Origin of the sequence: Arcticibacter eurypsychrophilus, assembly GCF_001730525.1 — a bacterium.
Lineage (GTDB): Bacteria > Bacteroidota > Bacteroidia > Sphingobacteriales > Sphingobacteriaceae > Arcticibacter > Arcticibacter eurypsychrophilus.
In genome coordinates, this window is record NZ_MDFN01000001.1 from 54,998 (window position 1) to 79,639 (window position 24,642).

The 24,642-nt window shown below is 40.0% G+C and carries 20 protein-coding genes and 1 riboswitch; of the genes, 10 read left to right on the top strand and 10 right to left on the bottom strand.

The window, feature by feature from the left end; genetic code table 11:
* Positions 1-2: 2 nt before the first annotated feature.
* Positions 3-1,769: an arginine--tRNA ligase gene (gene argS, locus BFL47_RS00235; protein ID WP_069657783.1), complete on the bottom strand. Its 1,767-nt coding sequence runs from the start codon at positions 1,767-1,769 to the stop codon at positions 3-5.
* An 86-nt stretch (positions 1,770-1,855) separates the two neighbouring features.
* Between argS and BFL47_RS00240 the strand changes: the two genes are divergently transcribed.
* The 3 genes from BFL47_RS00240 to BFL47_RS00250 all read left to right on the top strand — a co-directional run bounded on the left by BFL47_RS00240 (position 1,856) and on the right by BFL47_RS00250 (position 5,678).
* Positions 1,856-3,295 carry an arginine deiminase family protein gene (locus tag BFL47_RS00240; RefSeq protein ID WP_069657784.1) on the top strand — a complete coding sequence of 480 codons (1,440 nt, stop codon included), beginning with the start codon at positions 1,856-1,858 and terminating at the stop codon, positions 3,293-3,295.
* Between the two features lie 3 nt (positions 3,296-3,298).
* Positions 3,299-4,222, top strand: a complete 924-nt coding sequence (gene ctlX / locus BFL47_RS00245) for a citrulline utilization hydrolase CtlX (protein ID WP_069657785.1) — start codon at positions 3,299-3,301, stop codon at positions 4,220-4,222.
* A gap of 73 nt (positions 4,223-4,295) precedes the next feature.
* On the top strand, positions 4,296-5,678 hold the full coding sequence (locus BFL47_RS00250; protein WP_069657786.1) for a type III PLP-dependent enzyme domain-containing protein: 1,383 nt from the start codon (positions 4,296-4,298) through the stop codon (positions 5,676-5,678).
* Between the two features lie 53 nt (positions 5,679-5,731).
* Here BFL47_RS00250 and BFL47_RS00255 read toward each other — a convergent pair whose 3' ends face one another.
* Positions 5,732-6,451, bottom strand: a complete 720-nt coding sequence (locus BFL47_RS00255) for an RluA family pseudouridine synthase (protein ID WP_069657787.1) — start codon at positions 6,449-6,451, stop codon at positions 5,732-5,734.
* Positions 6,452-6,773: 322 nt separating this feature from the next.
* Between BFL47_RS00255 and BFL47_RS00260 the strand changes: the two genes are divergently transcribed.
* The 5 genes from BFL47_RS00260 to BFL47_RS00275 all read left to right on the top strand — a co-directional run bounded on the left by BFL47_RS00260 (position 6,774) and on the right by BFL47_RS00275 (position 11,967).
* Positions 6,774-7,484, top strand: a complete 711-nt coding sequence (locus BFL47_RS00260) for a hypothetical protein (protein ID WP_139125710.1) — start codon at positions 6,774-6,776, stop codon at positions 7,482-7,484.
* A gap of 175 nt (positions 7,485-7,659) precedes the next feature.
* Complete coding sequence (locus tag BFL47_RS00265) at positions 7,660-8,874, top strand: MFS transporter (RefSeq protein ID WP_069657789.1); 1,215 nt, start codon at positions 7,660-7,662, stop codon at positions 8,872-8,874.
* A 156-nt stretch (positions 8,875-9,030) separates the two neighbouring features.
* Positions 9,031-11,133, top strand: coding sequence for a ribonucleoside triphosphate reductase (locus BFL47_RS00270; RefSeq protein ID WP_069658025.1), 2,103 nt, complete (start codon positions 9,031-9,033; stop codon positions 11,131-11,133).
* Entirely contained in the window at positions 11,130-11,300 is a 171-nt protein-coding gene (gene nrdD, locus BFL47_RS20315; RefSeq protein ID WP_131676999.1) for an anaerobic ribonucleoside-triphosphate reductase, read from the top strand. The genes BFL47_RS00270 and nrdD overlap by 4 nt, the downstream gene beginning before the upstream one ends.
* Complete coding sequence (locus tag BFL47_RS00275) at positions 11,293-11,967, top strand: anaerobic ribonucleoside-triphosphate reductase activating protein (RefSeq protein ID WP_069657790.1); 675 nt, start codon at positions 11,293-11,295, stop codon at positions 11,965-11,967. Before nrdD ends, BFL47_RS00275 begins: the two co-directional genes overlap by 8 nt.
* Positions 11,968-12,078: 111 nt before the next feature.
* Here BFL47_RS00275 and metE read toward each other — a convergent pair whose 3' ends face one another.
* The 7 genes from metE to recQ form a co-directional block, all read right to left on the bottom strand.
* Positions 12,079-14,409, bottom strand: a complete 2,331-nt coding sequence (gene metE, locus BFL47_RS00280) for a 5-methyltetrahydropteroyltriglutamate--homocysteine S-methyltransferase (protein ID WP_069657791.1) — start codon at positions 14,407-14,409, stop codon at positions 12,079-12,081.
* 132 nt (positions 14,410-14,541) lie between these two features.
* A riboswitch (cobalamin riboswitch) is annotated at positions 14,542-14,693 on the bottom strand.
* A gap of 48 nt (positions 14,694-14,741) precedes the next feature.
* Complete coding sequence (locus tag BFL47_RS19105; protein ID WP_083256913.1) at positions 14,742-14,948, bottom strand: cysteine-rich CWC family protein; 207 nt, start codon at positions 14,946-14,948, stop codon at positions 14,742-14,744.
* 472 nt (positions 14,949-15,420) lie between these two features.
* The gene (locus BFL47_RS00285) at positions 15,421-16,107 is read right to left on the bottom strand and encodes a response regulator transcription factor (RefSeq protein WP_016193989.1); all 687 of its coding nucleotides are present in this window, start codon (positions 16,105-16,107) and stop codon (positions 15,421-15,423) included.
* A gap of 103 nt (positions 16,108-16,210) precedes the next feature.
* Complete coding sequence (locus BFL47_RS00290; protein WP_069657792.1) at positions 16,211-17,308, bottom strand: TlpA disulfide reductase family protein; 1,098 nt, start codon at positions 17,306-17,308, stop codon at positions 16,211-16,213.
* The gene (gatB, locus tag BFL47_RS00295) at positions 17,305-18,768 is read right to left on the bottom strand and encodes an Asp-tRNA(Asn)/Glu-tRNA(Gln) amidotransferase subunit GatB (RefSeq protein ID WP_069657793.1); all 1,464 of its coding nucleotides are present in this window, start codon (positions 18,766-18,768) and stop codon (positions 17,305-17,307) included. The genes BFL47_RS00290 and gatB overlap by 4 nt, the downstream gene beginning before the upstream one ends.
* A gap of 63 nt (positions 18,769-18,831) precedes the next feature.
* Complete coding sequence (kdsA, locus tag BFL47_RS00300) at positions 18,832-19,644, bottom strand: 3-deoxy-8-phosphooctulonate synthase (RefSeq protein WP_069657794.1); 813 nt, start codon at positions 19,642-19,644, stop codon at positions 18,832-18,834.
* Positions 19,644-21,833 carry a DNA helicase RecQ gene (gene recQ, locus BFL47_RS00305; RefSeq protein WP_069657795.1) on the bottom strand — a complete coding sequence of 730 codons (2,190 nt, stop codon included), beginning with the start codon at positions 21,831-21,833 and terminating at the stop codon, positions 19,644-19,646. Before recQ ends, kdsA begins: the two co-directional genes overlap by 1 nt.
* 94 nt (positions 21,834-21,927) lie before the next feature.
* Here recQ and BFL47_RS00310 point away from each other — a divergent pair, with 94 nt between their 5' ends.
* Both BFL47_RS00310 and BFL47_RS00315 read left to right on the top strand, forming a co-directional pair.
* A complete protein-coding gene (locus BFL47_RS00310) occupies positions 21,928-22,893 on the top strand; it encodes a KpsF/GutQ family sugar-phosphate isomerase (protein WP_069657796.1) in 966 nt (321 codons plus the stop codon).
* A 14-nt stretch (positions 22,894-22,907) separates the two neighbouring features.
* Positions 22,908-23,990, top strand: a complete 1,083-nt coding sequence (locus BFL47_RS00315; protein WP_069657797.1) for a mannose-1-phosphate guanylyltransferase — start codon at positions 22,908-22,910, stop codon at positions 23,988-23,990.
* Positions 23,991-24,032: 42 nt separating this feature from the next.
* Here BFL47_RS00315 and BFL47_RS00320 read toward each other — a convergent pair whose 3' ends face one another.
* Positions 24,033-24,632 carry a hypothetical protein gene (locus BFL47_RS00320; protein WP_139125711.1) on the bottom strand — a complete coding sequence of 200 codons (600 nt, stop codon included), beginning with the start codon at positions 24,630-24,632 and terminating at the stop codon, positions 24,033-24,035.
* Between the last annotated feature and the right edge of the window lie 10 nt (positions 24,633-24,642).

The window sequence follows — 24,642 nt, forward strand, 5'->3', positions numbered from 1 at the left end:
TTTTACATCCTTTGTGGAACATCAATACCTAAAAGATCCATGCTTCTTTGGATTACGGAAGCAGTAACCGATGAAAGAGCCAGACGAATCTGACGAAGCTCCAGGTCCTCCTCTTTTAAAATCGGCTCCTCGTGGTAGAACTTGTTGTATACCTTGGCCAGTTCGTATACGTAGTTGGCAATTAGTGCGGGACTGTATTCCTTTGCAGCAGTTAGGATGACTTCCGTGTATCTGCTTAGCGTTAAGATCAACTCCCTTTGAACCGGAGATAGGTCCTTTATGCCCTCAAAAGAAGGAAGTGGTACATCCGCGCGACTCAATACAGAACAGATCCGGGCATGTGTATATTGAATAAAAGGTCCGGTATGTCCCTGGAAATCGATTGATTCACTCGGGTCAAACAGTAACCGTTTTTTAGGTTCTACTTTCAGCAGGAAGTATTTTAATGCACCCAAACCGATCATACGGTAGAGTTCTTTTTTCTCTTCCTCAGTGAATCCGTCCACTTTACCGAGTTCTTCGGTGCGCTGACAGGCGGTATCAATCATTTCCTGGATCAGGTCATCGGCATCTACCACGGTGCCTTCTCTGGACTTCATTTTGCCTGATGGAAGGTCGACCATGCCGTAAGAAAGATGGTAAAGTCCCTGAGCCCAGGTTTTGCCTAGTTTATTCAGGATCAGGAATAACACCTTGAAGTGATAGTCCTGTTCATTCCCCACTACATAGATGGATTCATTCATCTGGTAGTTATCGTATTTCAATTGAGCGGTACCCAGATCCTGTGTAATATAAACGGATGTTCCATCACCACGCAGTACCAGTTTTTCATCCAGACCGTCTGCGGTCAGGTCAATCCATACCGAGTTATCCTCTTTTTTAAAGAATACGCCTTTCTCTAATCCCTCATCGATGATATCCTTGCCAAGCAGGTAGGTATCCGATTCATAATAAAACTGATCAAATTCAACCCCTAAGCTCTTGTAGGTTACGTCAAAGCCCTTATAAACCCAGGTATTCATGGTTTTCCAGAGCGATGTCACTTCCTCATCCCCTGCTTCCCATTGCTGAAGCATGGTTTGCGCTTCCTTAATTAAGGGTGCATTTTTCTTTGCTTCATCTTCCGTTTGTCCGGCTGCTTTCAGCGTTTCAATTTCTTTTTTATATTCCTGATCAAACTTGACGTAGTAGTTTCCTACCAGCTTATCACCTTTTAGACCGGTACTTACGGGCGTTTCCCCATTACCGAATTTCTGCCAGGCGAGCATAGATTTACAGATATGGATGCCTCTGTCATTCACCAGGTTTGCTTTAATCACTTCATATCCGGATGCAGCGAGAATTTTAGCAACAGAGTAACCTAACAGGTTATTCCGTACATGTCCAAGGTGCAAAGGTTTGTTGGTATTAGGGGAAGAATACTCAATCATGACGCGTTTGCCATTAGCAGGCAAAACGGCGAAGTCAGGTTGAAAGATCGTTTTTTTAAATAGATCGAGCAGATAAGCGCTGGTTAAGGATAGATTTAGAAATCCTTTGATCACATTATATCCGGAGACTTCAGGTACATTTTGTTGCAAATATTCGCCAATTTCAATACCTGTTTGTTCGGGAGACTTCTTAGAAATGCGCGTTAAGGGAAAAGTAACAACGGTTATTTCACCGTCAAATTCCTTGCGGGTTTCCTGAAGACTTATACTATTTTCGGGTAAATCAATATCATACAGGGCCTTAACTGCTTGAATGGTGTATTTGACAATAAAATCCATGGTTCAAAATTAATCATTAGACCGCTAATCACCCCTTAATAATGCTGATAATTTGGATTAGATTTGTTTTAAGCATCAAAATCAGCATGACACCTGCAAAGTTAGATATTAGTGTAAATTCAGAAATTGGTACCCTTAGGGCAGTTATGATCCACAGTCCGGATAGCGGAATTGGTCGTGTAGCCCCATCGAAAGCACAGGATTGGCTTTTTGAAGACATTATCCATCTGGACACCGTTCGGGCAGATGAATATGATCATTACGTGAAGCTGCTTTTATATTTTTTAGATCCGTCGAAGATCAAAGGCAAACTAAATAACCCGGTAGATACGCTGGCAGATAAACGAGAGTTTTATAAACCGGGAAAACCCGGCTATTTCAATTCGGATAAAGTGGTGGAGGTAGAAAAGCTGTTGGCTGACATACTGGAAGTTACAGAGATCAGGAATAAACTTTGTGCTGCTATTTGCGCCATAGAGGAATGTAGTTATGCGCTGCAATTGGAACTTGCGGCTACACCGGCGGGTTTGTTATCGCGCATCCTGATATCGGGATCTATGCCTGATGGGGAGATGTTGTTCCCCCCTATTCCTAATCTGATTTTCACCAGAGACATTGGCATCACGATCAATAACTTTATACTGCTGAGTAAACCAGCTAAAAAAGCGAGGGGCCGGGAGGCGCTTTTATCGCGGTATATTTTTTATAACCATCCTTTGTTTAGTGCTTCTACACACAAGATTTTGGAGTTTCCGCATGAGGTGAAATATTTTCTGCGTCCGGGTGACGGGCAGGAGGAAAAAGCAACCCTGGAGGGAGGTGATGTCATGGTGATTAGTCCGGATCACATCCTGATTGGTTGTTCCGAACGGACATCACCCAGTGGGGCCAATGAGGCCATCCGATTACTGTTTGAGCATGATGTGGTCAAAAAAATTACGGTGATCCGGATTCCGCACAAGCGCGATTATATGCATATCGATACACTCTTTACGCAGGTAAACAGGCATACCTGGGTGGTATTGGGTTCCGTATGTGCTACTCCTGATAAAATAAAGAGGCAGCCTCAGGATTACCTGTCCGAGAAAAAAGTAAAAGACCATGTACAAATTTTTCAATTCAGTAAGGGAAAAGACCGGCCGAAGAAGTTTAAAAGCATTGAAAATCTGCTTTCATCTATCAGTGAAAAAGATTTGGGGAGTACCCAGAATACGAACTTCATTTATTCAGGGAATAATGAGTTCCCTTACGATGAACGGGAACAATGGACGGATTCCTGTAATTTACTGGCTTTAAGAGAAGGGATTGTGCTAGGCTATGACCGGAACGACCGGACGATCCAGTCCTTTAAGACTAATGGATTTTCGGTTATTCATGTAAAAGACCTGATTACCCAGCTTGAAAATGAAGAGATCAAAGTAGAAGACTTAAGAGATACGTTAATCCTCATGCCTTCAGGCGAGCTTTCCCGGGCAAGGGGAGGTTTTCATTGCATGAGTTTACCTTTAATCCGCGATTCCATTTAGACGATGCAGACAACCCCACGCATATTGATGATCCGGCCGTCGATGTTTGGCTTTAATGACCAAACGGCGCTCAGTAATTTATTCCAGCATGTGGATCATGGTGGTGAAAATATACAGTCGCAAGCACTGGAGGAATTCAATCAGTTCGTAGCCCTGTTGCGTGTTCATGGAGTGCTGGTACTGGCTGTCGATGACGATCCTGAATTCCATACTCCTGATGCGATCTTTCCGAATAACTGGATCTCCACACATGAAGATGGAAGTTTGTTCATCTACCCCATGGAAGCAGAAAACCGGCGGCAGGAACGAAACATCAAGATTATTAAGGCGGTACAGAACGGGTATGGCTATAAACATTACGTAGACCTGAGCTTTTTTGAACAAACGGGTAAGTATCTGGAAGGGACTGGAAGCATGGTTCTGGATCGGGTCAATCATATCGCCTACGCTTGTTTATCGAGTCGCACTAATGAAGAAGTACTCGCTTATTTCGCAGCTTTATCCGGTTATCGTACAGCAACTTTTCAAGCTATAGATGCTTCAGGAAAAGCAATTTACCATACTAACGTGATGATGAGCATAGGAGATCGTTTTGCGGTGATCTGTCTGGAGGCCATTGCACATCCGGAAGATCGTGATGCTTTGATCCGTTCGATTACGGCGACTCAGAAAGAAATCATTCCGATCAGCTTGTCGCAGATGAATGCCTTTGCGGGAAATTTAATTCAGATCAGCAATAAACTGGGCGAAAGTTTAATTGTAATGTCCACACAAGCTTTTGAATCCCTGGATGAGAGACAAAAAAGCGCTCTAGGGCAGTACGGCAGCCTGATTCACTCACCATTGTGGACCATTGAACGCTTCGGCGGAGGGAGCGCCAGGTGTATGATTGCCGAAATTCACGTACCTTACAGCACTAATTTGTAAACAATTGCAATTATTCGTGCTGAATAGAAATATTATTCGTTAAAAAATTACATTTTTGCGTAAATTTTAATAAATGCAGAGTTACGAAGAGTTCCTTGACCTGAGTGTAGAATTTCCGCAGGAAGGTTTTGAGGTAATAGATGATGAACTATACTTTCATGACCTAAACCTGATGGAGATGATTGAAACGTATGGTACACCATTACGTTTTACGTATTTGCCTTTGATCACTAAAAAGATTCAAAAGGCGAAGCTCCTTTTTCAGCAGGCTATCAATAATAATAATTATCGCGGAAGCTATATGTACTGTTATTGTACAAAGAGCTCACACTTTAAACATATTGTCGAAGAAGCGCTTAAAAACGATATCCATTTGGAAACCTCTTCCGCATTTGATCTTCCTATGATCGATGCTTTGGAAAAAAAGGGTTCTGTGACTAAAGATATCACTGTGATCTGTAATGGGTTTAAGACCTATCAATATAAGCAGTATATCGTGGATATGTTCCACGATGGGTTTAAAAACATTATTCCGGTGCTGGATAATAAGGAAGAGTTCAACATGTATGATGATGAGCTTGACCTGCCGATTAATCTGGGTATTCGTATTGCGGCAGAAGAGCAACCGGATTCGCAGTTTTATACCTCACGCCTGGGGATTAGAATAGAGGACATCATTGACTTTTGGCATAGCAAAATTGAGGAGAACCCCAATTTTGAGGTGAAGTTGCTGCATTTCTTTATCAATTCGGGAATTTCGGATACCCCGTATTATTGGAATGAGCTGGAGAAATATGTGACTTTATATTGTAAGTTCAAAAAGATCAATCCTGCGCTGTCCATTCTTGACATAGGTGGAGGGATGCCTTTTAAAGATTCGCTGGTATTCGATTTCGATTATGAATATATGGTGAACGAGATTGTGAAGCGGATTAAAGAAATTTGTTCGGTTAATGATGTAGAAGAGCCGGATATCATTACTGAGTTTGGTAAATATACGGTTGCGGAAGCATCAGGGATCTTGTATAAGGTTCTGGGTCGTAAACAACAGAATGATCGTGAAAAATGGCTGATGCTGGATGGATCGTTCATCACAAACCTGCCTGATGTGTGGGCATTGAATCAAAAATATATCCTGGTACCGATCAATAATTGGGATTCGGAGTATGAGAGGGTCAACCTGGGCGGGATTACCTGCGACGGGCAGGACTACTATAATCAGGAAGCGCATATGAACAGTGTTTTTATGCCGAAAACCAGGAAGGTGCAATACCTGGGTTTCTTCCATACAGGAGCATACCAGGAGGTGTTAAGTGGCTATGGTGGGATTCATCATTGTTTGCTGCCATCGCCTAAGCATGTGCTGATCAGGAGAAATCGGGATGAGACGTTCAACTTTGAGGTGTTCGGGGAAGAGCAGAATAGTAAACAGGTATTGAAGATACTGGGTTACTAGGATTTGATAGCATTCTAAATTAATATAAAGAAAGAGGCTTAAAGCCTCTTTTTTTATACATCAAATTTGTCCAGTAACTTGATGAGTGTGGCGAAATCCTTCGGATAAGGAGCCTCCACTGTTACTTCATTTTCAGCATCAATTTTAAAGCTAACCTGTTTGGCATGTAAGGCAAACCGCTTCATGATCGGCAGTTCTTCTTCATCTTTGGCGATATGATATACGCGCTTGATTTGCGAAAGGAAAACAGATTGCCCCCCGTACATATCATCCCCGGCAATACAAGCGCGTTGCGTAGCTAAATGGATTCTAATCTGGTGCATCCGGCCAGTGATAGGCTGGCATTCGATCAGGGTATAGTGTTTATAGTATTTTAAGGAGTTAAAGATTGTTTCTGCTGCTTTACCATCCTGACGACTGATACTGACATTCTTGTTTCCAATGTTCAGGATCGGCAGGTTGACGTGCACATCCTCAAAGGTATGGGTGCCATTCACTACGGCATGGTATACTTTTTTTACTTTCCGACGCTCAAATTGCATGGCAACCAAACGGTAGGCAGCAGGATTTTTAGCAATAATTAAACAGCCTGAAGTTTCTTTATCGAGCCTGTGACAGATTTGCGCATCTCCGCAATACTGTCTGGCCAATCTGAGCATGCTCACCTCTCCCCCTTCGCGCTCATCCAGTGAACTAATAAAAGGAGGTTTGTTTACCACCAGCAGATCGTCATTTTCAAACAGGATTAAATCCTGCAACTTGGGAATTCTCACGGTGCAAAAATAGTGTTTTTTGGGGAAATGGGAATTGAAGGTGTAAGGGAGGTGGAATTCAGTATAAAAAGGGCTTATTAGAAACATGAAATCAAAATAATTAGCTTCTTCTCTGTCACAAATATAATAAGGAATTACGGGAGATCTTTCCTGAACGGGAGAAGAAAGGAGGAACACGTGCCGCCGACTTGCTGGTTAAAGTATGTCTTTTGAAAGGGGGATTTGAATACATACTGGTGCATGTAGAAATTGAAGGAGGGAACAAACCAGGCTTTGAGAAAAGGATGTTCCAATATCAATACAGGCTAACTGACCGCTTCTTTTGAAAGGGGGATTTGAATATATACTGGTACATGTAGAAATTGAAGGAGGGAACAAACCAGGCTTTGAGAAAAGGATGTTCCAATATCAATACAGGCTAACTGACCGCTTTGGAATTCCGGTGGAAGCATTAGCTGTATTTACTGGAGAAAGGAACCAACGGAGACCAGGCCAGTATCATGAAAAGCTAATTTTCACCGAGATCTTATTTAAGTATAAAGCCTATCAAATCTTTGATCATACTCATGAAGAACTACTGGGTATGGATAATCCGTTTTCACTAATTATTCTGGCAGCACAGAAGGCCCTGCTTGAAGGGAAAATACCGGAAGAAGAATTAGGTGAAGAGCGGCTTACCATTGCCCGGACTTTAATAGACAGTGGTAAATATAATCATGAAAAAATTGCACGTTTTATCATCTTTTTGAAAAATTTGGTCTATATAAAAGATCCGAAAATTAATCGTATTTTTGATATAGAAGTAGACACCTTAATGGGAAGGAGCAACGTTATGGGAATAATAGAAACAATAAACGAACTGAATAGGGAAGAAGGTTTTGAAATGGGCCTTGAAAAAGGCCGTGTGGAGGAAAAAGCTGAGTTTACTAAAAATCTACTATCTTCAACAGATTTAAGCGTCTCAAAAATTGCTGGTCTGGTTGGTGTTACAGAAGATTTTGTGAGAGAAATCAGTGCAAGCTTAAAAATATAAATAAATTCTTAGCTCCAACCTAACCGCTTTAGGGTCATAATCCGGTAAATAAAATTGTTTATCCGATTCGTTTTCTGTAGTTATAGTAGCTTTGCGGGTATACAAATACCTTATTCAGTCATCAGTTAATCTATTATGTAGTTAATTGTTCTGGTTATCCGCAACATTATCTTAAATGATCAAACAGAAAAATCAATCTATTTCTACACTTCTTGCGTTTTCATTAATACCGCTTTCGGGTTTTGCAACAGATGTTTATATTCCATCCCTGCCAAGTATGGGTGCTGACCTGCATGTAAGCAGTATCCAGGTGCAAATGACATTGACTGTCTTTTTGATCAGTTATGGTGTTTCACAACTCTTTATTGGGAGTATTCTGGATAGTTTCGGGCGTTTTCGAATTAGTCTTGGTGCCTTACTGGTATTTATTATAGCTAGTCTGGTTATTGCTTTAACAGATCACATCTATTTAATCTATGCGATGCGTATCGTTCACGGGATATCAGTAGCCATCATTGTGGTATCGAAAAGAGCTTATTTTGTTGATTTATACACAGGAGAAAAGCTCAAACACTACCTGAGCCTATTTACGATCATCTGGTCGGCCGGACCTATTATAGCCCCATTTTTAGGAGGTTATCTACAAACGATTTTTGGATGGCAGTCAAACTTTTACTTTTTAGCTGCATTCGCATCGGTAATAGCAGTCCTTGAAGTGATCTATAGTGGTGAAACGCTCAGTAATCCTGCTGAATTCCATTTAAAAAAGATTGTTGGGATCTACCTGAAAATGTTCAAAACAGTCAGTTTTAGCCTGGGGCTCTTTATGCTTTGTTTTGCCTATTCCATGGTTATGGTATATAACATGACAGGCCCTTATATCATTGAACACCAGCTTGGTTTAACACCAATTGTTGCAGGCACTTGTTCCTTAATTCTTGGATTAGCATGGATGTCAGGCGGATTCATCAGTAAAGCTTTGATCACACGACCGTTTTACAAAAAGTTAGCGATCAATACCGGCTTGCAAATTGTATTTGTGCTAATTATGATCTTTAGTTTAAACTATTTCACCAGCATATATGCGCTTGTATTCTTTGCATTCCTCATACATGCTGGTGCAGGGTTTACGTATAATATCTATTTTACCTATTGTCTCAGTAAGTTTCCTAATAATGCGGGAATCGCTGGCGGTCTTAGTGGAGGGTTCGTCTACATTGTGCTGTCGTTTTTGACGTATGCAATTTTGAACGTATTCCCTGCGAAGGATGAACGCAATCTAAGTTTCAGCTATCTTATTCTCATTATTTTATCCGCGATAGGAATGTATCTGGTTTATCTCATGAATAGAAAGCAAAAAAACAACAAACTGGAGATGAGTAAGATGTAATCTTTTAACATCTTGATTCATCTTTCACATTGTGCCCTACTCCTTTTAGGGGTCAAATGTTTACAATTTATGATATAAAGTTTCTCACCTCGTGTTGATAAGATGAGGATGTTTAAGCGGGCCATTTTCATTAGTCTTGCATCCGAACTCAAAAACATGATCAACTACGTTATAAAAAGAAATGGCGATTACGAGCCTTACAAAGGATACAAAATTGAAGACGCCATTGAAAAAGGATTTTTAAGCGTAGGTGTACTTTGCGATAAAGCGATCTATGCAAAAGTTTTAGCCGATCTGAAGACGAAAGAAGTGTGGACGGTAGAAGAGATTCAGGACATTATTGAAAAGGAGCTTTTCGACAAAGGCTACTTTGAAGTGATGCGTTCGTTTATGATCTACCGGCATACACGCAAAATGCAAAGAACGCATATTGGTGGGGTGGATGAGGATACGACGTTTATAAACAGCACGCAAACAATTGAAGAATACATCAGTCAGACAGATTGGCGGATCAATGCGAATGCGAATACCTCCTATTCCAATGCCGGTATGGTCAACAATGTAGCGGGAAAGGTAATCGCAAATTACTGGCTGGATAAGGTATATTCGAAAGAGGAAGGTTATGCACACCGGAATGGCGATCTGCACATTCATGACCTGGATTGTTTAACCGGATATTGTGCTGGATGGAGTTTAAGGGCCTTATTGAATGAAGGTTTTAATGGAGTCCGCAGCCGGGTGGGCAGTAAGGCTCCTTCGCATTTCAGGGAAGCTTTAGGACAGATGGCCAATTTCCTTGGCATTTTGCAAAGTGAATGGGCTGGAGCTCAGGCTTTCAGTTCATTTGACACTTACCTGGCTCCTTATGTTTTTAAAGATAAGTTGAATTTTGAGGATGTATTGAAGGCGATTCGAAGTTTTGTATATAATTTAAATGTACCGGCACGTTGGGGACAATCGCCGTTTACAAATATAACGATTGACTGGACGATTCCTGAAGATCTTAAAGGACAGATTCCAACACGAAATGACCGTCATCTATTTGAAGGCAGTACAGACGAAAAGTTGATCCTGTATGCGAAAGAGCGTGGGGTAACCAACTTGTTGGATTTATGTTACGGTCATTTTCAACCTGAGATGAACCTCATCAATAAAGCGTATTATACAGTGATGACGGAGGGTGATTCAAACGGACAACCTTTTACCTTCCCTATTCCTACGGTAAACATTACGGAGGATTTTGATTGGTACTCTGAAAATACGGATCTGTTGTTCGAGAACACGGCCAAAATTGGATCATCGTATTTCCAAAACTTCATTGGCAGTCAGTATATGCAGGATGAAGAAGGTAACCGGATAGAGAACCCTCAGGCTTATAAGCCAAATGCGGTGCGGAGTATGTGCTGCAGACTACAACTCGATTTACGCGAACTGTTAAAAAGAGGAAATGGTTTGTTTGGCAGTGCGGAGATGACAGGCAGTGTGGGTGTAGTCACTATTAATATGGCCAGATTGGGATTTCTATACAAGGGGAATGAAAAGGGTCTATATGGCCGTCTGGATTTATTGCTGACGATTGCAAAATCAACTTTAGAGAAGAAAAGAGTATTTATACAGGAAATGTATGACCGGGGATTATACCCTTACACGAAAAGATATCTGAGTCATTTCAGGAACCACTTCTCCACCATTGGGGTTAATGGGATGAATGAAATGATCAGGAACTTTAGCTCAGATGAATACAATATTGTATCGGAAAAAGGAAAAACCCTTGCTTTGGATATTCTGGAATTCATCCGTAAGCGGATGACGGTATTTCAGGAAGAAACGGGTAACCTGTACAATTTGGAAGCTACTCCTGCTGAAGGCACTACTTATCGCTTTGCCAAAGAAGATAAAAAACGATTTGAAGGAATTATTCAGGCTGGCGAAGACGAGAACATCTACTATACGAACAGTTCCCAAATTCCTGTAGATTACACGGACGATCCTTTTGAGGCGTTGCTGCTACAGGATGAACTGCAGTGTAAATATACGGGCGGAACGGTACAACATCTGTACATGAGAGAAAAATTAAGCTCTCCGGAAGCGTGCCGTAACCTGGTTAAAAAGGTAGTATCTAATTTTAGATTGCCCTATATTACGGTGACTCCGGTATTTAGCATTTGTCCGGTTCATGGGTACCTGAATGGAGAGCATGAGTACTGCCCTACCTGTGATGAAATTTTACTAAAAGAATTAAAAACAGCAAGCATATGAAAAACACTAAGATCCAGGAAGAATTGATTAAGAACGAGTCAAAAAGAAGTAAATGTTTGGTTTATACACGTGTGATGGGTTATCATCGCCCTGTGGAAAGTTTCAATATTGGTAAAAAAGCGGAGCATAAACAACGGATCCATTTTATTGAATCGAAGTGTGCCTAACCCGATTTACAATATAACTCCATTTACGTTACTTGATTACCCTGATAAAACAGCCTGTATCATTTGGTTCGCAGGTTGTAATATGAAGTGCCCTTATTGCTATAATCCGGAGATTGTTCTGGGAAAAGGGAAGATAAGTTTTAGTGATTCGCTTACTTTTATTGAGAAAAGAAGAAATCTGCTCGATGGAGTGGTTTTAAGTGGCGGGGAATGTACCATGCATCATGGTATAGAACAATATGCTGCTGAAATTAAAGGCATGCACATGCTCGTAAAGATCGATACGAATGGCGGTCACCCTGAAAAGCTAAGAGCACTGATTCAAAGGAATCTGGTTGACTATGTAGCGCTGGACTTCAAATCATTATCCTCCGGGTTTGACAAAGTAACTAAAAGCAATCTTTTTGCACAGTTTGAGGAAAGTCTGGAGTTATTAATTGTTTCAGGAATTCCTTTTGAGGTGAGAACTACGGTTCATTCTGATTTATTAAGTGCACATGACATTCAGGAAATGACGAGTTTTCTTAAGAAAAAAGGATACAAAGGAAATTATTATATCCAGAATTTTGTAGGGGATACTCCTACTTTAGGTGGTATGAACTATTCTGTTCCTCTACATTCTGAAGATTTTGCGGGAGGCGACATGGAAATCGTTATACGGAATTAATTAGATTTTTAAAAAAAAAGCGGGGATTATTTCTTATCCCCGCTTTTATAAAGAACGCTTTTTAAAGAGCACCTTTTTTTAAAAAAAAGCTTTCCTTCCCTGATTAACAGATCAAATTGATCTTTCCAGGGGTGTTAGAGCCTTCTCCCTCATTTGTTTAGCCGCCTGCACCATATTGAGCAGCGCTTGTTTGGTTTCCGGCCAATTACGGGTCTTTAAGCCACAATCGGGGTTCACCCATAAATTCCGGATCGGAATAGAAATTGCCGCTTTTTCTAATAACTGAACCATTTCCTGCACGGATGGAATACGTGGGGAATGGATGTCATATACACCTGGGCCAATTTCATTGGGGTAATTGAAATCGATAAAGGCATCCAACAATTCCATCTGCGAGCGTGATGTTTCAATTGTGATCACATCAGCATCCATTTCTGCTATATTTTTAATAATATCATTAAATTCGCTATAACACATATGGGTATGAATCTGGGTCTCATCTTTAACCCCTGAAGCACTGATGCGGAAGGCCTTAATTGCCCAATCGAGGTAAGTTGCCCATTGGTTTTTTCGCAAAGGTAAACCTTCCCGAATAGCAGGTTCATCGATTTGAATGATACCGATTCCTGCCTTTTCAAGGGCAAGGACCTCATCGCGAATGGCTAGTGCGAGCTGAAAGGCAGTCTCAGAACGAGGTTGATCATTCCGCACAAATGACCATTGAAGAATGGTAATCGGTCCGGTTAACATCCCTTTCATCGGTTTACTGGTATGTTCCTGTGCAAATTTGCTCCATCGCACAGTCAGATCCTTTTCGCGTTTAATATCGCCAAAAATGACCGGGGGTTTAACGCAACGACTACCGTAACTCTGTACCCAACCGTTACGTGTAAATACAAAACCTTGCAGCATTTCGCCGAAGTATTCTACCATGTCATTACGTTCAAACTCGCCATGCACCAGTACATCTATATCGATTTCCTCCTGCCAGCGGATGCTTTCTAATGTAGCGATTTCGATGGCAAGGTCATAATCGGCCAGACTGATATTTCCCTTTTTGAGTTTTGCGCGTAATTGCCTGATGTCGGCGGTCTGAGGGAATGATCCTATAGTGGTTGTTGGAAAAAGAGGAAGGTTGAAGCGCTTTTTTTGAATTTGCTGGCGTACGGAGAAAAGGCTTTTTCTTGTAGCGTCTTTTTCTGAAATAGCATCCAGTCTTTCCCTGACATCTTTACGATGGATCAGGCTGGAGGATTTCCGACTTTCCAAAGCCAGAATATTAGCAGATAAGAGTGCATTGTTTCCATTGGCAATTTCATAGAGATCACTAATTTCATCCAGCTTCTGCCGGGCAAACGCCATCCAGTTTTTAATGACTGGATTTAAAGTGGTCTCCAAATCAAGATCACAAGGGCTATGTAAAAGGGAACAAGAGGCAGCAACCATGATCCTTTCGGATCCAAGTACGGCAACGGCCTTTTGAATGTGATAAAGGGACTTCAAATAATCGTTTTTCCAGATATTCCTTCCATCTACTACACCTAGTGATAAATTCATAGTGGGAGGTGTATGTTTTAAAACTTCGTTCAGTTGTTCAGCACCACGTACCAAATCAATATGTACCGCTGCCACGGGCAAATGAAGCGCCAGAACAGTATTGTCGCCCAGTGATTCGAAATATGAAGTCAACAGGATTTTTATACCGTTGCATTTCTTACTAATTTCCCCGTAGGCATATTGGAATGCCTGTTTTTCAGGCTCGCTGAGGTCAAGTGATAGATAGGGTTCATCCAGCTGGATCCATTCGGCACCATAACTTTTAAAAGTGTTTATGATCTCGACATATACGGGAACTAACTTTTTGATGAGATCTATTCGATTGAAGGTGACCCGATTTCCTTCCTGATCCGATTTCTCTTTTCCCAATAATAAATAAGTAACCGGTCCAGTTAATACCGGTTTTGGACTACTACCCAGGATTTGTTTGGCACTGTTAAATTCAGCAAAAGCTTTTTCAGAAAAGAGCTTAAATTCCTGATCGACGGTAAACTCAGGAACAATGAAATGGTAATTGGTATCAAACCATTTGGTCATTTCCATTGCCGGAATATCCAGTCCATCCTTTTGATACCCTCTGGCCATAGCGAAATACAAATCAATTTCTGCATTTCCTTTTACTGCTGTCAGAATTGGGGAATAACGCTTAGGGATTACTCCAAGCATTAATGACATGTCGAGGATGTGATCATAAAAGCTGAAATCGTTACATGGGATGAGGTCAATACCTGCCTCTTGTTGTAATTTCAGACTAGTTTCCCGAAGTTTCCAAGCAGTTTGATGAAGCTCATCTGTAGAAATTGTGCCTGCCCAGTACCGTTCACAGGCTTTTTTAAGTTGTCGGTTATCGCCTACACGAGGGTAACCAAGATTGTTTTTGAGCATACGCATAAAACTTTATTAAACATTAATGTGAATTAATGTTCCTTACGTTTTTGGTATGCTTTCGAAAAGGGTGTAGATAGAGCGTAAGAATAGATACTTAAACTCCGGACTACTGCTTCAATCGCGAAAGCATTGGTCTCAAAACAGACGGCAAGTATCCTGGCTTGTAACCTGCTAGAGCAGATGTTACTTACAGTTGCGCGACAGCCCGTGAATTGCACACGGTTCCTTTTTAATTCCATCCATAAAATTGGACAAAATAACCTGACTGTTGGAAGAATGATGTAAAGAACTAGGACAAATATACATTCCAGTATTGACAAAAGCTACAATTAGTTGAGTTCAGCCAGGAGTTGGTGTTCTGATTTAAGCGCGTTCAAGCAGGAAGCACAAAGGCATCCCTCGTATTTTTCGGCAATATACTCTACTTCTTTGGCACTCAGCTGAACGGCATTACACTGACACCTGGAGTATGTATTTGCCCTGCATTCAATGCGGGCACCGCACCGTTCACAAGAAACCATCTCATGTTTTGTCATACTTTTTGGATAAAATCGAGATCAACTGATATCATTTGTAAATAAATTGATATTATCTAGCTCTTATTTGGCACTAAAATAAGTTAAAATATACGTGATGCAGAAGAGTTAGGAAGATTGGACATAACAATCGCCTTTTCTGCAGGTACATTTTACATTTGACCAACAGAAAGATTTAAAACCTTGTTTCTATTTAAGGTGAGGTATTAATCAGAAGCAGCTTAATTTGAGAGTTGGATGAGGAGCGGATAGAAACGTCTGTATCGCAGGTACCGAATTCAATAGGAATAAAAGAGTAACCCATTTTTGGTTTGGCACATAACGGGATTATTGTATCGGGATTGTAGAAATGGACAGGAATGTTCGGCTTGATACAAATTTAAACTAAAGCTCTGCATACCATTTACCTATTAGTTTTGCCCTATAGGAAGATGGAATGCAGAGTTTATATTATTGGTCGTTAAAGTTTAATTTAAGCGTCGAATTTATAGCCAACCCCTTTAACTGTTGCGACATAATCATCACCTAATTTCTCACGAACTTTGCGGATATGAACATCAATAGTACGATTAGTGACCACTACGGAGTCTTCCCAGATATTTTTTAAGATTACCTCCCTGGTGTATACTTTACCGGGTTTAGAAGCAAGCAAATAAAGCAATTCAAATTCTTTTTTAGCAAGAGTTACCTTTGCTCCGCGTTGGTATACCAGGTAAGTTTCCCTATCAATAACCAGATCGCCGATTTCAATTTTATTTTCAATAACGTCTTCGGACTGGGTATTACGTCTTAAGATCGCATTGATCCGACTTACCAAAGCTCTTGCTTTAATAGGTTTTGCGATATAATCATCGGCGCCGACATTAAATCCTGCGATTTCAGAATACTCTTCACTGCGGGCAGTAAGGAATACCATAAAAGTTGATTTAAAATCATTCATGGATCGCATAATGCGGCAGGCCTCAATACCATCCATCTTGGGCATCATAACATCAAGAATAATTAAATCAGGATGAACTTTCTTTGCCTCAGCTATTCCTTCCTGGCCATTACTGGCTGTATAGACCTGATAGCCTTCTTTTTTTAGATTATACTCAATCAGTTCCCTGATATCAGGTTCATCGTCAACGACTAAGATCTTTTGTTTATTTGAACTCATGATTTTGTATTACGTTGCTAAAATAAAAGCTTAAATGTACTTAATCATTAAGTTAATATTAAGTAATTGTTAATACTTACTTTATCTTAACAGTATAATCAGTTTATTTCAACGTTTTCTTTAAGAACTCTTCAAGAGCGGCACCCCTAAGGTTCTTAGCTACAATGATTCCAGAAGGATCAATTAGGAAAGAAGCAGGGATCCCTTCCACTTGATACTGTCTTGCAATTTCACTATTCCATTGTTTCAGATCAGATACATGGTTCCAATCTAATTGATCATCCTTGATTGCTTTTAGCCAGGCGGCTTTATCATTATCCAGAGAAACACCAAGAATGGTAAAGTTCTTATTCTTATACGCCTGATATTGCTTTACAATATTAGGGTTCTCCTGGCGACAGGGTCCACACCACGATGCCCAAAAGTCGAGTAACACATATTTACCCTTAAAATCTGATAATTTTACAAGATGTCCGTTAGGCGCCTGACTTTGGAAATCTATTGCGGGCTGACCTTTGGCAATAGGTTTTATCTTATTCATTTTAGCAATAAATTCCTGAACCGGTTTATTGGTAGAAAATTTGCCCTTTAAACTCTCTGCATATTTGAGTAATTGATCTTCATAATCGACAGGATCGAGCATGCTCATGGCATAAAAGCCAGCAAGATTATCACTATTCTTTGCGGCAAAAGAGAGAGACTCTTTTGCAAATGCCTTCATATTGGCATCAAACTGAGGGGTAAGTTTTTGCGAGATGGCATCTTTCTGTTCCGGATGAGCAGTTATCATTTGGTCATATTGCGTTTTCAAATCCACAAAAACCTTCCCATATTTATTATTAATTGCGTTGAACTCCTTTAGGTTTTCAGCGTCCTCAGAGCCTTCGATGGAGTATCCTCCAATAGTACTTGTATAATCAGCGTTGAATTTCAATTCATCCCCATCCTGGGCAAGTAAAAGGTAATTCTTTGCATCTGCTACCAGGTAAAAAAAGTCAGGATCAGGTGAGGGAATTTGGAAACGAAATTCACCTTTATCACTCAACACTGCAGAATCGACCAGCACATCGCCTTTATAGATCAACACTTTTTTAAGATTTTGAGCATTTTCGAGCTTGCCATCGATAGTAAATGCAGTTTTATTTTTACAAGCGGAAAAAAGAGCAATGATGCTCAGGAGGAGTAGCAGGATACGTTTCACTTTAATGATTTTAATTTTTCAAGAAGAAGTTTGTTTGCTGATTTGGGATCGATCTTTCCTTTAGAAATTTTCATAATGTCACCCATAAACAAGCCTAAAACGCCTTTTTTCCCTTTATGGTATTCCATTACTTTTTCGGGGTAGCGACTTACCACTTCATCAATAAAACCGGTAAGCTCGTCATCATCGGTATCGATAGAAAGATTTAAATCAAGAACGAGCTGCGGTACAGATTGATTTTCTTTAGCCATTAAGGCGGGAAAAAGTTGTTGAACAGCAGCTGTATAATTTATTTTAAGCTCTTCAACCAATTTTATTATTTCAGAAATGGGCTTTAAGCTGCTCCGCAAGATGGAAAGATCTTTCCCATTCTCATTCGCATAAGATTGAAGAGGACCAGTAACCCAGTTAGCTGCAGATTTGTAGTATGGGGTATGCTGGACCAGCTCTTCAAAAAAGTCAGCTACACTCCTATCTGCGGTTAACAAGGACGCATCGTATTGAGAGAGAGCAAAATCTTTCAAGTAATGTTTAATTCGTTGTTCGGGTAATTCTGGAAGTTCTGCTTTTAGCTTTTGAATCCACTCCTCTGCCAATTCCAAAGGAGGGAGATCGGGTTCGGGGAAATAGCGGTAATCATTAGCCATTTCTTTGGACCTTAAAACTGAGGTTACTCCCGTAGAGGCATTAAAATTGAGCGTATTTTGTTCTATACGTTCGCCCTTTTCAACCAACTTTACCTGACGTTTAAACTCATAGTTCACTGCTCTTTGTAAATTCCTGATCGAGTTTAAGTTCTTCACTTCACAACGGGCACCATATTCTTCAGTTCCTTTAAGTTTGACCGAGATATTGGCATCACAGCGCATACTTCCTTCTTCCATATTCCCATCGCAGATATCCAGATAACGAACCAACTTTCTTACTTCAGTAACATAGGCAGCGGCTTCTTCTGCAGAGCGGAGATCAGGTTCGGATACAATCTCAATAAGAGGAACACCTGCCCGGTTCAAATCGATCAGGGAATATTTATCATCCCGGTCGTGCATACTTTTGCCGGCATCCTCTTCCATGTGAATACGGTTGATCCGGATATTCTTTTCGGGATTATCTTTAACCTGAATGGTGATGTACCCCTTTTGACAAATCGGAAGTTCATCCTGTGTGATCTGATATCCTTTTGGCAAATCAGCATAGAAATAGTTCTTACGGTCAAAGCGATTATGTTTATTAATGGTGCAGTTGGTAGCCCAGCCCATTTTAACAGCATATGCTACTACTTTTTCATTGACTTTAGGTAATGTCCCTGGTAAGCCAACAGATATAATGCTGGTATGATCATTAGGATCGCCACCAAATGAAGCAGAATCAGATGAAAATATTTTAGTTTTTGTTAAGAGTTGGGCATGTATTTCAAGACCAATAACGAGATCATATTTCGCCAGAACCTTCTCTGTCATTATAGTATGTACTTATTTTTAAAATTAAAGCTAATCCAAATATACTGTTTAAAGGCAAAAAAGCTATATAATAGCTTGCCTGATTCGTATTAACTTCTCTAATAAATGTTCCAAAGAATCAAGATGAAGCATATTTGCACCATCAGATTTAGCATTTAAAGGGTCGGGATGGGTTTCAATAAACAAACCATCCGCACCTACAGCAATGGCTGCTTTAGCGATCGTAGCAATAAGGCCGGGTTTCCCTCCTGTAATTCCATTTGGCTGATTAGGCTGCTGCAATGAATGAGTACAATCCATCACTACAGGAACGCCAAAAGACCTCATTTCAGGAATCCCCCGAAAGTCTACGATAAGGTCCTGGTAACCAAATGTATTTCCCCTGTCCGTTAAAATAATATTGGAGTTTCCGGAGTCCCTGACTTTTTCTACTGCAAATTCCATTGCAGAGGCGGAAAGAAACTGTCCCTTTTTAATGTTGATCGTTTTACCAGTTTGGGCAGCAGCAATAAGCAGATCAGTTTGGCGGCATAAGAAGGCGGGGATCTGTAAAACATCTACATAACAAGCTGCCATGGCAGCTTCATGACTTTCATGAATATCGGTAACTGTGGGAATTCCAAATTCACTGCCTACCTTAGCCAGGATTTTGAGTGCTTTTTCATCACCGATACCTGTAAATGCATCGGATCTGGAGCGGTTTGCTTTTCGGTAGGACCCCTTGAATATAAAGGGTATTTTCAGCTTTTCGGTAATAATTACGATCCGTTCAGCTATTTTAAGAGCCATGTCCTCCCCTTCTATTGCACAGGGGCCAGCCATAAGAAAAAAATTATTGGTATCCGTGTTACGGATACGAGGAATTTGATTGATCATTAGTTTCCTAATTCAGATAAAAATTTAATTCGCATGAGCTGAAGTTCTTCACGTGTATAGTCATCGGTTCCCAGCTCTTTTAAGGCGTTGTCGATAGAATCTACTTCCGCAGTCTTAAAGTAATCATATACTTCATCCTGGCGATCCTCATCGATCATCTCGTCGATATAATAGTTCAGATTCAGCTTCGTACCTGAGTTCACGATAGATTCTACTTCACGAAGGATATCTTCATACGAGATTCCCTTGGAAGAGGCGATATCATCCAGAGCGATATGGCGGTCTATATTTTGTATGATAGAGACTTTAAGAGCAGATTTATTGGCAGCACTCTTAATGATAAGATCGATAGGCCGGTCTATTTCATTCTCTTCTACATACTTACTGATGAGGGCAACAAAAGGAGCACCGAACTTCATTGCTTTCCCTTGTCCAACACCTTGAATTTGTTTCAATTCTTCTAATGAGATTGGATAGTGCGTGCACATTTCATCAAGAGAAGGATCCTGAAAAATAACAAATGGCGGCAGAACCTTTTGCTTTGCCATCTTCTTACGAAGATCCTTCAGCATTTTTAAGAGTTCCACATCAATAGTTCCTCCTCCCTGTTGTGCGGCATCATCTGAATCATCTTCAGCTAATTCCATTTGTTTATTTAATACAAACTTAAGTGAATGCGGATTGTCGATAAAACCATTTCCTGATTTTGTTAAGCGCAGTAAACCATAGTTATCGATATCCTTAGACAGGTAATTATTTAACAATGCCTGACGCATCAAAGATTTCCAAACTTGAAGACCGTCATTCTTACCACTTCCAAAATAAGGAAGTTTATTATGATTATAAGCGGTGATCTGTGAAGTATCAACTCCCATCAATATATTGATAATATGCTGATCGTCAAATTTCTCACCCAACTCACGGATCATAATCAGGGTATTCCTTAATTTCTCACTGGCATCAAAGAAAGTACGTTGGGAACGGCAGTTGTCGCACATGCAATTACAACCTGCATCATCGAAGTTTTCACCGAAATAATGCAGGATCTGCTTGCGTCTGCATACTGCTGATTCGGCATAATCAATTACTTCTTTTAAAATCTGTGTACCAATTTCTCTTTCGGCAACAGGTTTGTCCTTCATGAACTTGGCCAGTTTATCGACATCTTTTTCAGAGTAAAATGCGACACAAACGCCTTCGCCACCATCCCTACCTGCGCGCCCTGTTTCCTGATAGTATCCTTCCATACTTTTGGGGATGTCATGATGAATAACAAACCGTACATCAGGTTTGTCTATTCCCATACCAAAAGCGATGGTTGCCACAATGACATCTACATCTTCCATAAGAAATTTATCCTGTGTATCGGCTCTTGTTTTAGGGTCAAGACCAGCATGATACGGAAGTGATTTTATACCATTCAGATTTAAAGCTTCTGAAATTTCCTCTACCTTCTTACGGCTTAAACAATATATAATTCCAGACTTACCGGCGTGGGTGTTGATAAACCGTACAATTTCCTTTACGACATTCCTTTTGATACGCACTTCGTAATAAAGGTTTGGTCTGTTGAAAGATGATTTGAATAAGGTTGAATCATTCATTTGAAGATTCTTAACAATATCCTGCTGTACTTTTGGAGTTGCGGTGGCTGTGAGTGCTATAATTGGTATATTGTCGCCAATATTACTAATTACCTGACGGATCCTTCTATATTCGGGACGAAAATCATGTCCCCATTCAGAAATACAATGCGCTTCATCTACGGCTACGAAAGAGATCGTAATCAAACGCAAGAAATCGATGTTCTCAGGTTTGGATAGTGATTCCGGAGCGACGTATAATAATTTAGTCTCTCCACTTAAAACGTCTTGCTTCACCTTTATGATCTCAGACTTATTAAGCGATGAGTTCAAAAAATGGGCGATACTTTCTGTGCCACCAAATGCTCTTAACTGATCTACCTGATTTTTCATCAGTGCTATTAGTGGTGAAATGACAATAGCAGTACCTTCACTCATTAATGCCGGTAACTGATAACATATTGATTTGCCGCCGCCCGTGGGCATAATTACGAAGGTGTCCCTTCTTTGTATGATATTAGTGATTATCGCTTCTTGCTCGCCTTTAAAATTATCAAAGCCGAAAAAATTCTGTAAATTATCAAATAATGATTTTTTAATCTCCATTGTCCTCTTAGGAAAAATTTAGAAAACCTAAACTTAACCCCAAAATAACATATTTTTGCCGTTAAATAGTATCTATTTCTAAAATAATTTCCAATTGAAAGCTACTGAGAACATATTACAGATTGCAAAAAGAACACTTCAGACTGAACTTGAGGGAGTTTCCGGACTTTTAGCCAAATTGAATAATGACTTTTGTGTTATTATCCAAACTATATTAATAAGCAAAGGGCGCGTAATAATTACAGGTGTAGGCAAAAGTGCATTAATTGCACAAAAGATTGTTGCTACACTTAATTCTACGGGGACACCAGCTATTTTTATGCATGCAGGAGATGCCATACATGGTGACCTTGGAATCATTCAGGATGATGACATTGTAATCTGTATTTCAAAAAGCGGCAATACGCCAGAGATTAAAGTTTTGATTCCGTTATTAAAACTAGCAGGTAACAAACTTATTGGCATGGTTGGTGACTTGGATTCCTTCCTGGCACACCAGGCTGATCTTGTACTAGACACTACGGTTGAAAAAGAAGCCTGTCCGCTTAACCTTACCCCTACCTCAAGCACTACTGCTCAAATTGTTATGGGTGACATTCTTGCCATTTGCCTACTGGAAACAAGAGGGTTCAGCCGGGCAGATTTTGCCCGTTATCATCCTGGAGGATCATTAGGAAAACGGTTATACTTAAAGGTATCTGACCTCTATATCCATAATGAAAAGCCATGTATAAGTCCGGAAGCTTCAGTGAAAGAAGTGATAATAGAAATTACTAAAAATCGTTTAGGAGCTGTCACTGTTATTGAGGATCAAATCATTAAGGGTATTATTACAGATGGTGATATCCGGAGAATGATGGAGAAATATGAATCAGTAAATGGAATAAAAGCAAAAGACATTATGTATGATTCGCCCAGGACAATAGAAAGTGATGAATTAGCTGTTAATGCCCTCGCGCTGATGCGCACAAATAATATCACACAGTTAATCGTTGTGGAGGCAAATATCTATAAAGGTATTATACATTTGCATGATTTATTAAGAGAAGGTATTATTTAACCTATATAGCGAAGATGAAGAACTATTATGCCATTATAATGGCAGGTGGAATCGGAAGCAGATTCTGGCCAATCAGTCAATCTGCACATCCAAAACAATTTCTGGATATTCTGGGAACAGGTAAAACGCTTATTCAACAAACTTATGAGCGCTTTTTAAAGATAATTCCAGCGGAAAATATTTACATAGCCACTAACGATATTTATATACCATTGGTTAGGCAGCAATTACCTGGCATATCTCCAGATCAAATTCTTGGAGAACCTATTATGAAGAGTACCGCTCCTTGCATTGCCTATGCGAGTCATAAGATCAGTTTATTAAATCCGGATGCAGCAATAGTAGTATCTCCATCAGATCACTTGATTCTGGACATTGAAGAGTTTACAAAAAACATTCTTCTTTCGTTGGAGGTTGCATCCAGAAATAACTGTTTAATCACATTGGGAATTAAGCCTTACCGTCCGGATATTCACTACGGTTATATTCAATATACATCGCAGACTATCGAGAGTGATTATCATAAGGTTAAAACGTTTACTGAAAAGCCTAATATGGAATTGGCAAAAACGTTTGTTCAGAGTGGCGATTTCCTATGGAATGCAGGTATTTTTGTATGGTCAGTGAATTCAATTCTGCTGGCATTTGATGAGTTCTTGCCTGAATTGAATGATATTTTCAAGGAGGGTGCCGATAAATTGAATACTCCAATGGAAAACGCATTCATCCATCATGCTTATTATCAATGTACCAATATTTCCATTGATTATGGAATTATGGAGAAGGCACCTAATATGTATGTGCTTCCTACTGACTTTGGCTGGTCAGATTTAGGTACCTGGTCTTCAGTTTATGAATTGGCAGAAAAAGATTATTTAGGAAACGCAGTAATTCCATCAGACAAGGTGATGATGTATGATTCATCCAATTGCATGGTTAAAGTACCTAAGAATAAACTGGTGATATTACAGGGACTGGATGATTACATTGTTGTGGAATCGAATAATACCTTATTAATTTGTCAAAAGACGCATGAAGAAAGTATCAAGCAGATCTTATCAGATGTGAGATCAAAATTTGGAACGGTATATAATTAAAACAAAAAACCATGTCTTACTTTTTAAGACATGGTTTTTTAATTATATATGTTTGTGACGGCGATGCCCGTCTATAAATTTACTAACACCAAATCCGAGGATCCAGGTGTCGTAAGATTTCCATTTTACATCATAAGAAAGCTCTGCTCCTACTTCCCATCCTCCTTTTAAGTGCCAGCCATAGTCTAATCCTGCAGTGGAAAGAAAAAGATTTTCCTCTTTAGCAAATTCCTCACCAGCGCCTAACATAAAACCAAGGTGCTTACCTGGTTTATAAGTGCCCACAACTTTTGTTGAAATTGGAGTAGATCGTTCCAGCACCATGTTATCTTCATTATTCAGGTGCTCTTCAACAGCAAAGTCTTCCAGAATAAGGTCATTATGTAACCCTACTGCCCAGTGCGAGTTGAGTACATAGTCCACATTCATTGCCCAAGAAGCCATTACTAACCACTTTTTATCACCCTCTGCAATCCCTTCATGAACATGGGCATGGCCCATTGCTACGGTAATCTTATATCCTTGCTCTTTTTCTGTTTCTTCTTTTTCGACAGTTTGGGCAAAAACTTGGCCAGTAATTCCAGGAAAAGCTAGAAGGATTAAAGCGAGCAATGTACATTTTAAATAAAAAATTCTCATCATTTCTTGTATT

Excerpts from the sequence above, each read along its gene's own strand:
- argS (WP_069657783.1), bottom strand. The coding sequence starts at position 1,769 with ATGGATTTTATTGTCAAATACACCATTCAAGCAGTTAAGGCCCTGTAT.
- BFL47_RS00240 (WP_069657784.1), top strand. The coding sequence starts at position 1,856 with ATGACACCTGCAAAGTTAGATATTAGTGTAAATTCAGAAATTGGTACC.
- ctlX (WP_069657785.1), top strand. The coding sequence starts at position 3,299 with ATGCAGACAACCCCACGCATATTGATGATCCGGCCGTCGATGTTTGGC.
- BFL47_RS00250 (WP_069657786.1), top strand. The coding sequence starts at position 4,296 with ATGCAGAGTTACGAAGAGTTCCTTGACCTGAGTGTAGAATTTCCGCAG.
- BFL47_RS00265 (WP_069657789.1), top strand. The coding sequence starts at position 7,660 with ATGATCAAACAGAAAAATCAATCTATTTCTACACTTCTTGCGTTTTCA.
- BFL47_RS00270 (WP_069658025.1), top strand. The coding sequence starts at position 9,031 with ATGATCAACTACGTTATAAAAAGAAATGGCGATTACGAGCCTTACAAA.
- nrdD (WP_131676999.1), top strand. The coding sequence starts at position 11,130 with ATGAAAAACACTAAGATCCAGGAAGAATTGATTAAGAACGAGTCAAAA.
- metE (WP_069657791.1), bottom strand. The coding sequence starts at position 14,409 with ATGCTCAAAAACAATCTTGGTTACCCTCGTGTAGGCGATAACCGACAA.
- BFL47_RS19105 (WP_083256913.1), bottom strand. The coding sequence starts at position 14,948 with ATGACAAAACATGAGATGGTTTCTTGTGAACGGTGCGGTGCCCGCATT.
- BFL47_RS00285 (WP_016193989.1), bottom strand. The coding sequence starts at position 16,107 with ATGAGTTCAAATAAACAAAAGATCTTAGTCGTTGACGATGAACCTGAT.
- gatB (WP_069657793.1), bottom strand. The coding sequence starts at position 18,768 with ATGACAGAGAAGGTTCTGGCGAAATATGATCTCGTTATTGGTCTTGAA.
- kdsA (WP_069657794.1), bottom strand. The coding sequence starts at position 19,644 with ATGATCAATCAAATTCCTCGTATCCGTAACACGGATACCAATAATTTT.
- recQ (WP_069657795.1), bottom strand. The coding sequence starts at position 21,833 with ATGGAGATTAAAAAATCATTATTTGATAATTTACAGAATTTTTTCGGC.
- BFL47_RS00315 (WP_069657797.1), top strand. The coding sequence starts at position 22,908 with ATGAAGAACTATTATGCCATTATAATGGCAGGTGGAATCGGAAGCAGA.
- BFL47_RS00320 (WP_139125711.1), bottom strand. The coding sequence starts at position 24,632 with ATGATGAGAATTTTTTATTTAAAATGTACATTGCTCGCTTTAATCCTT.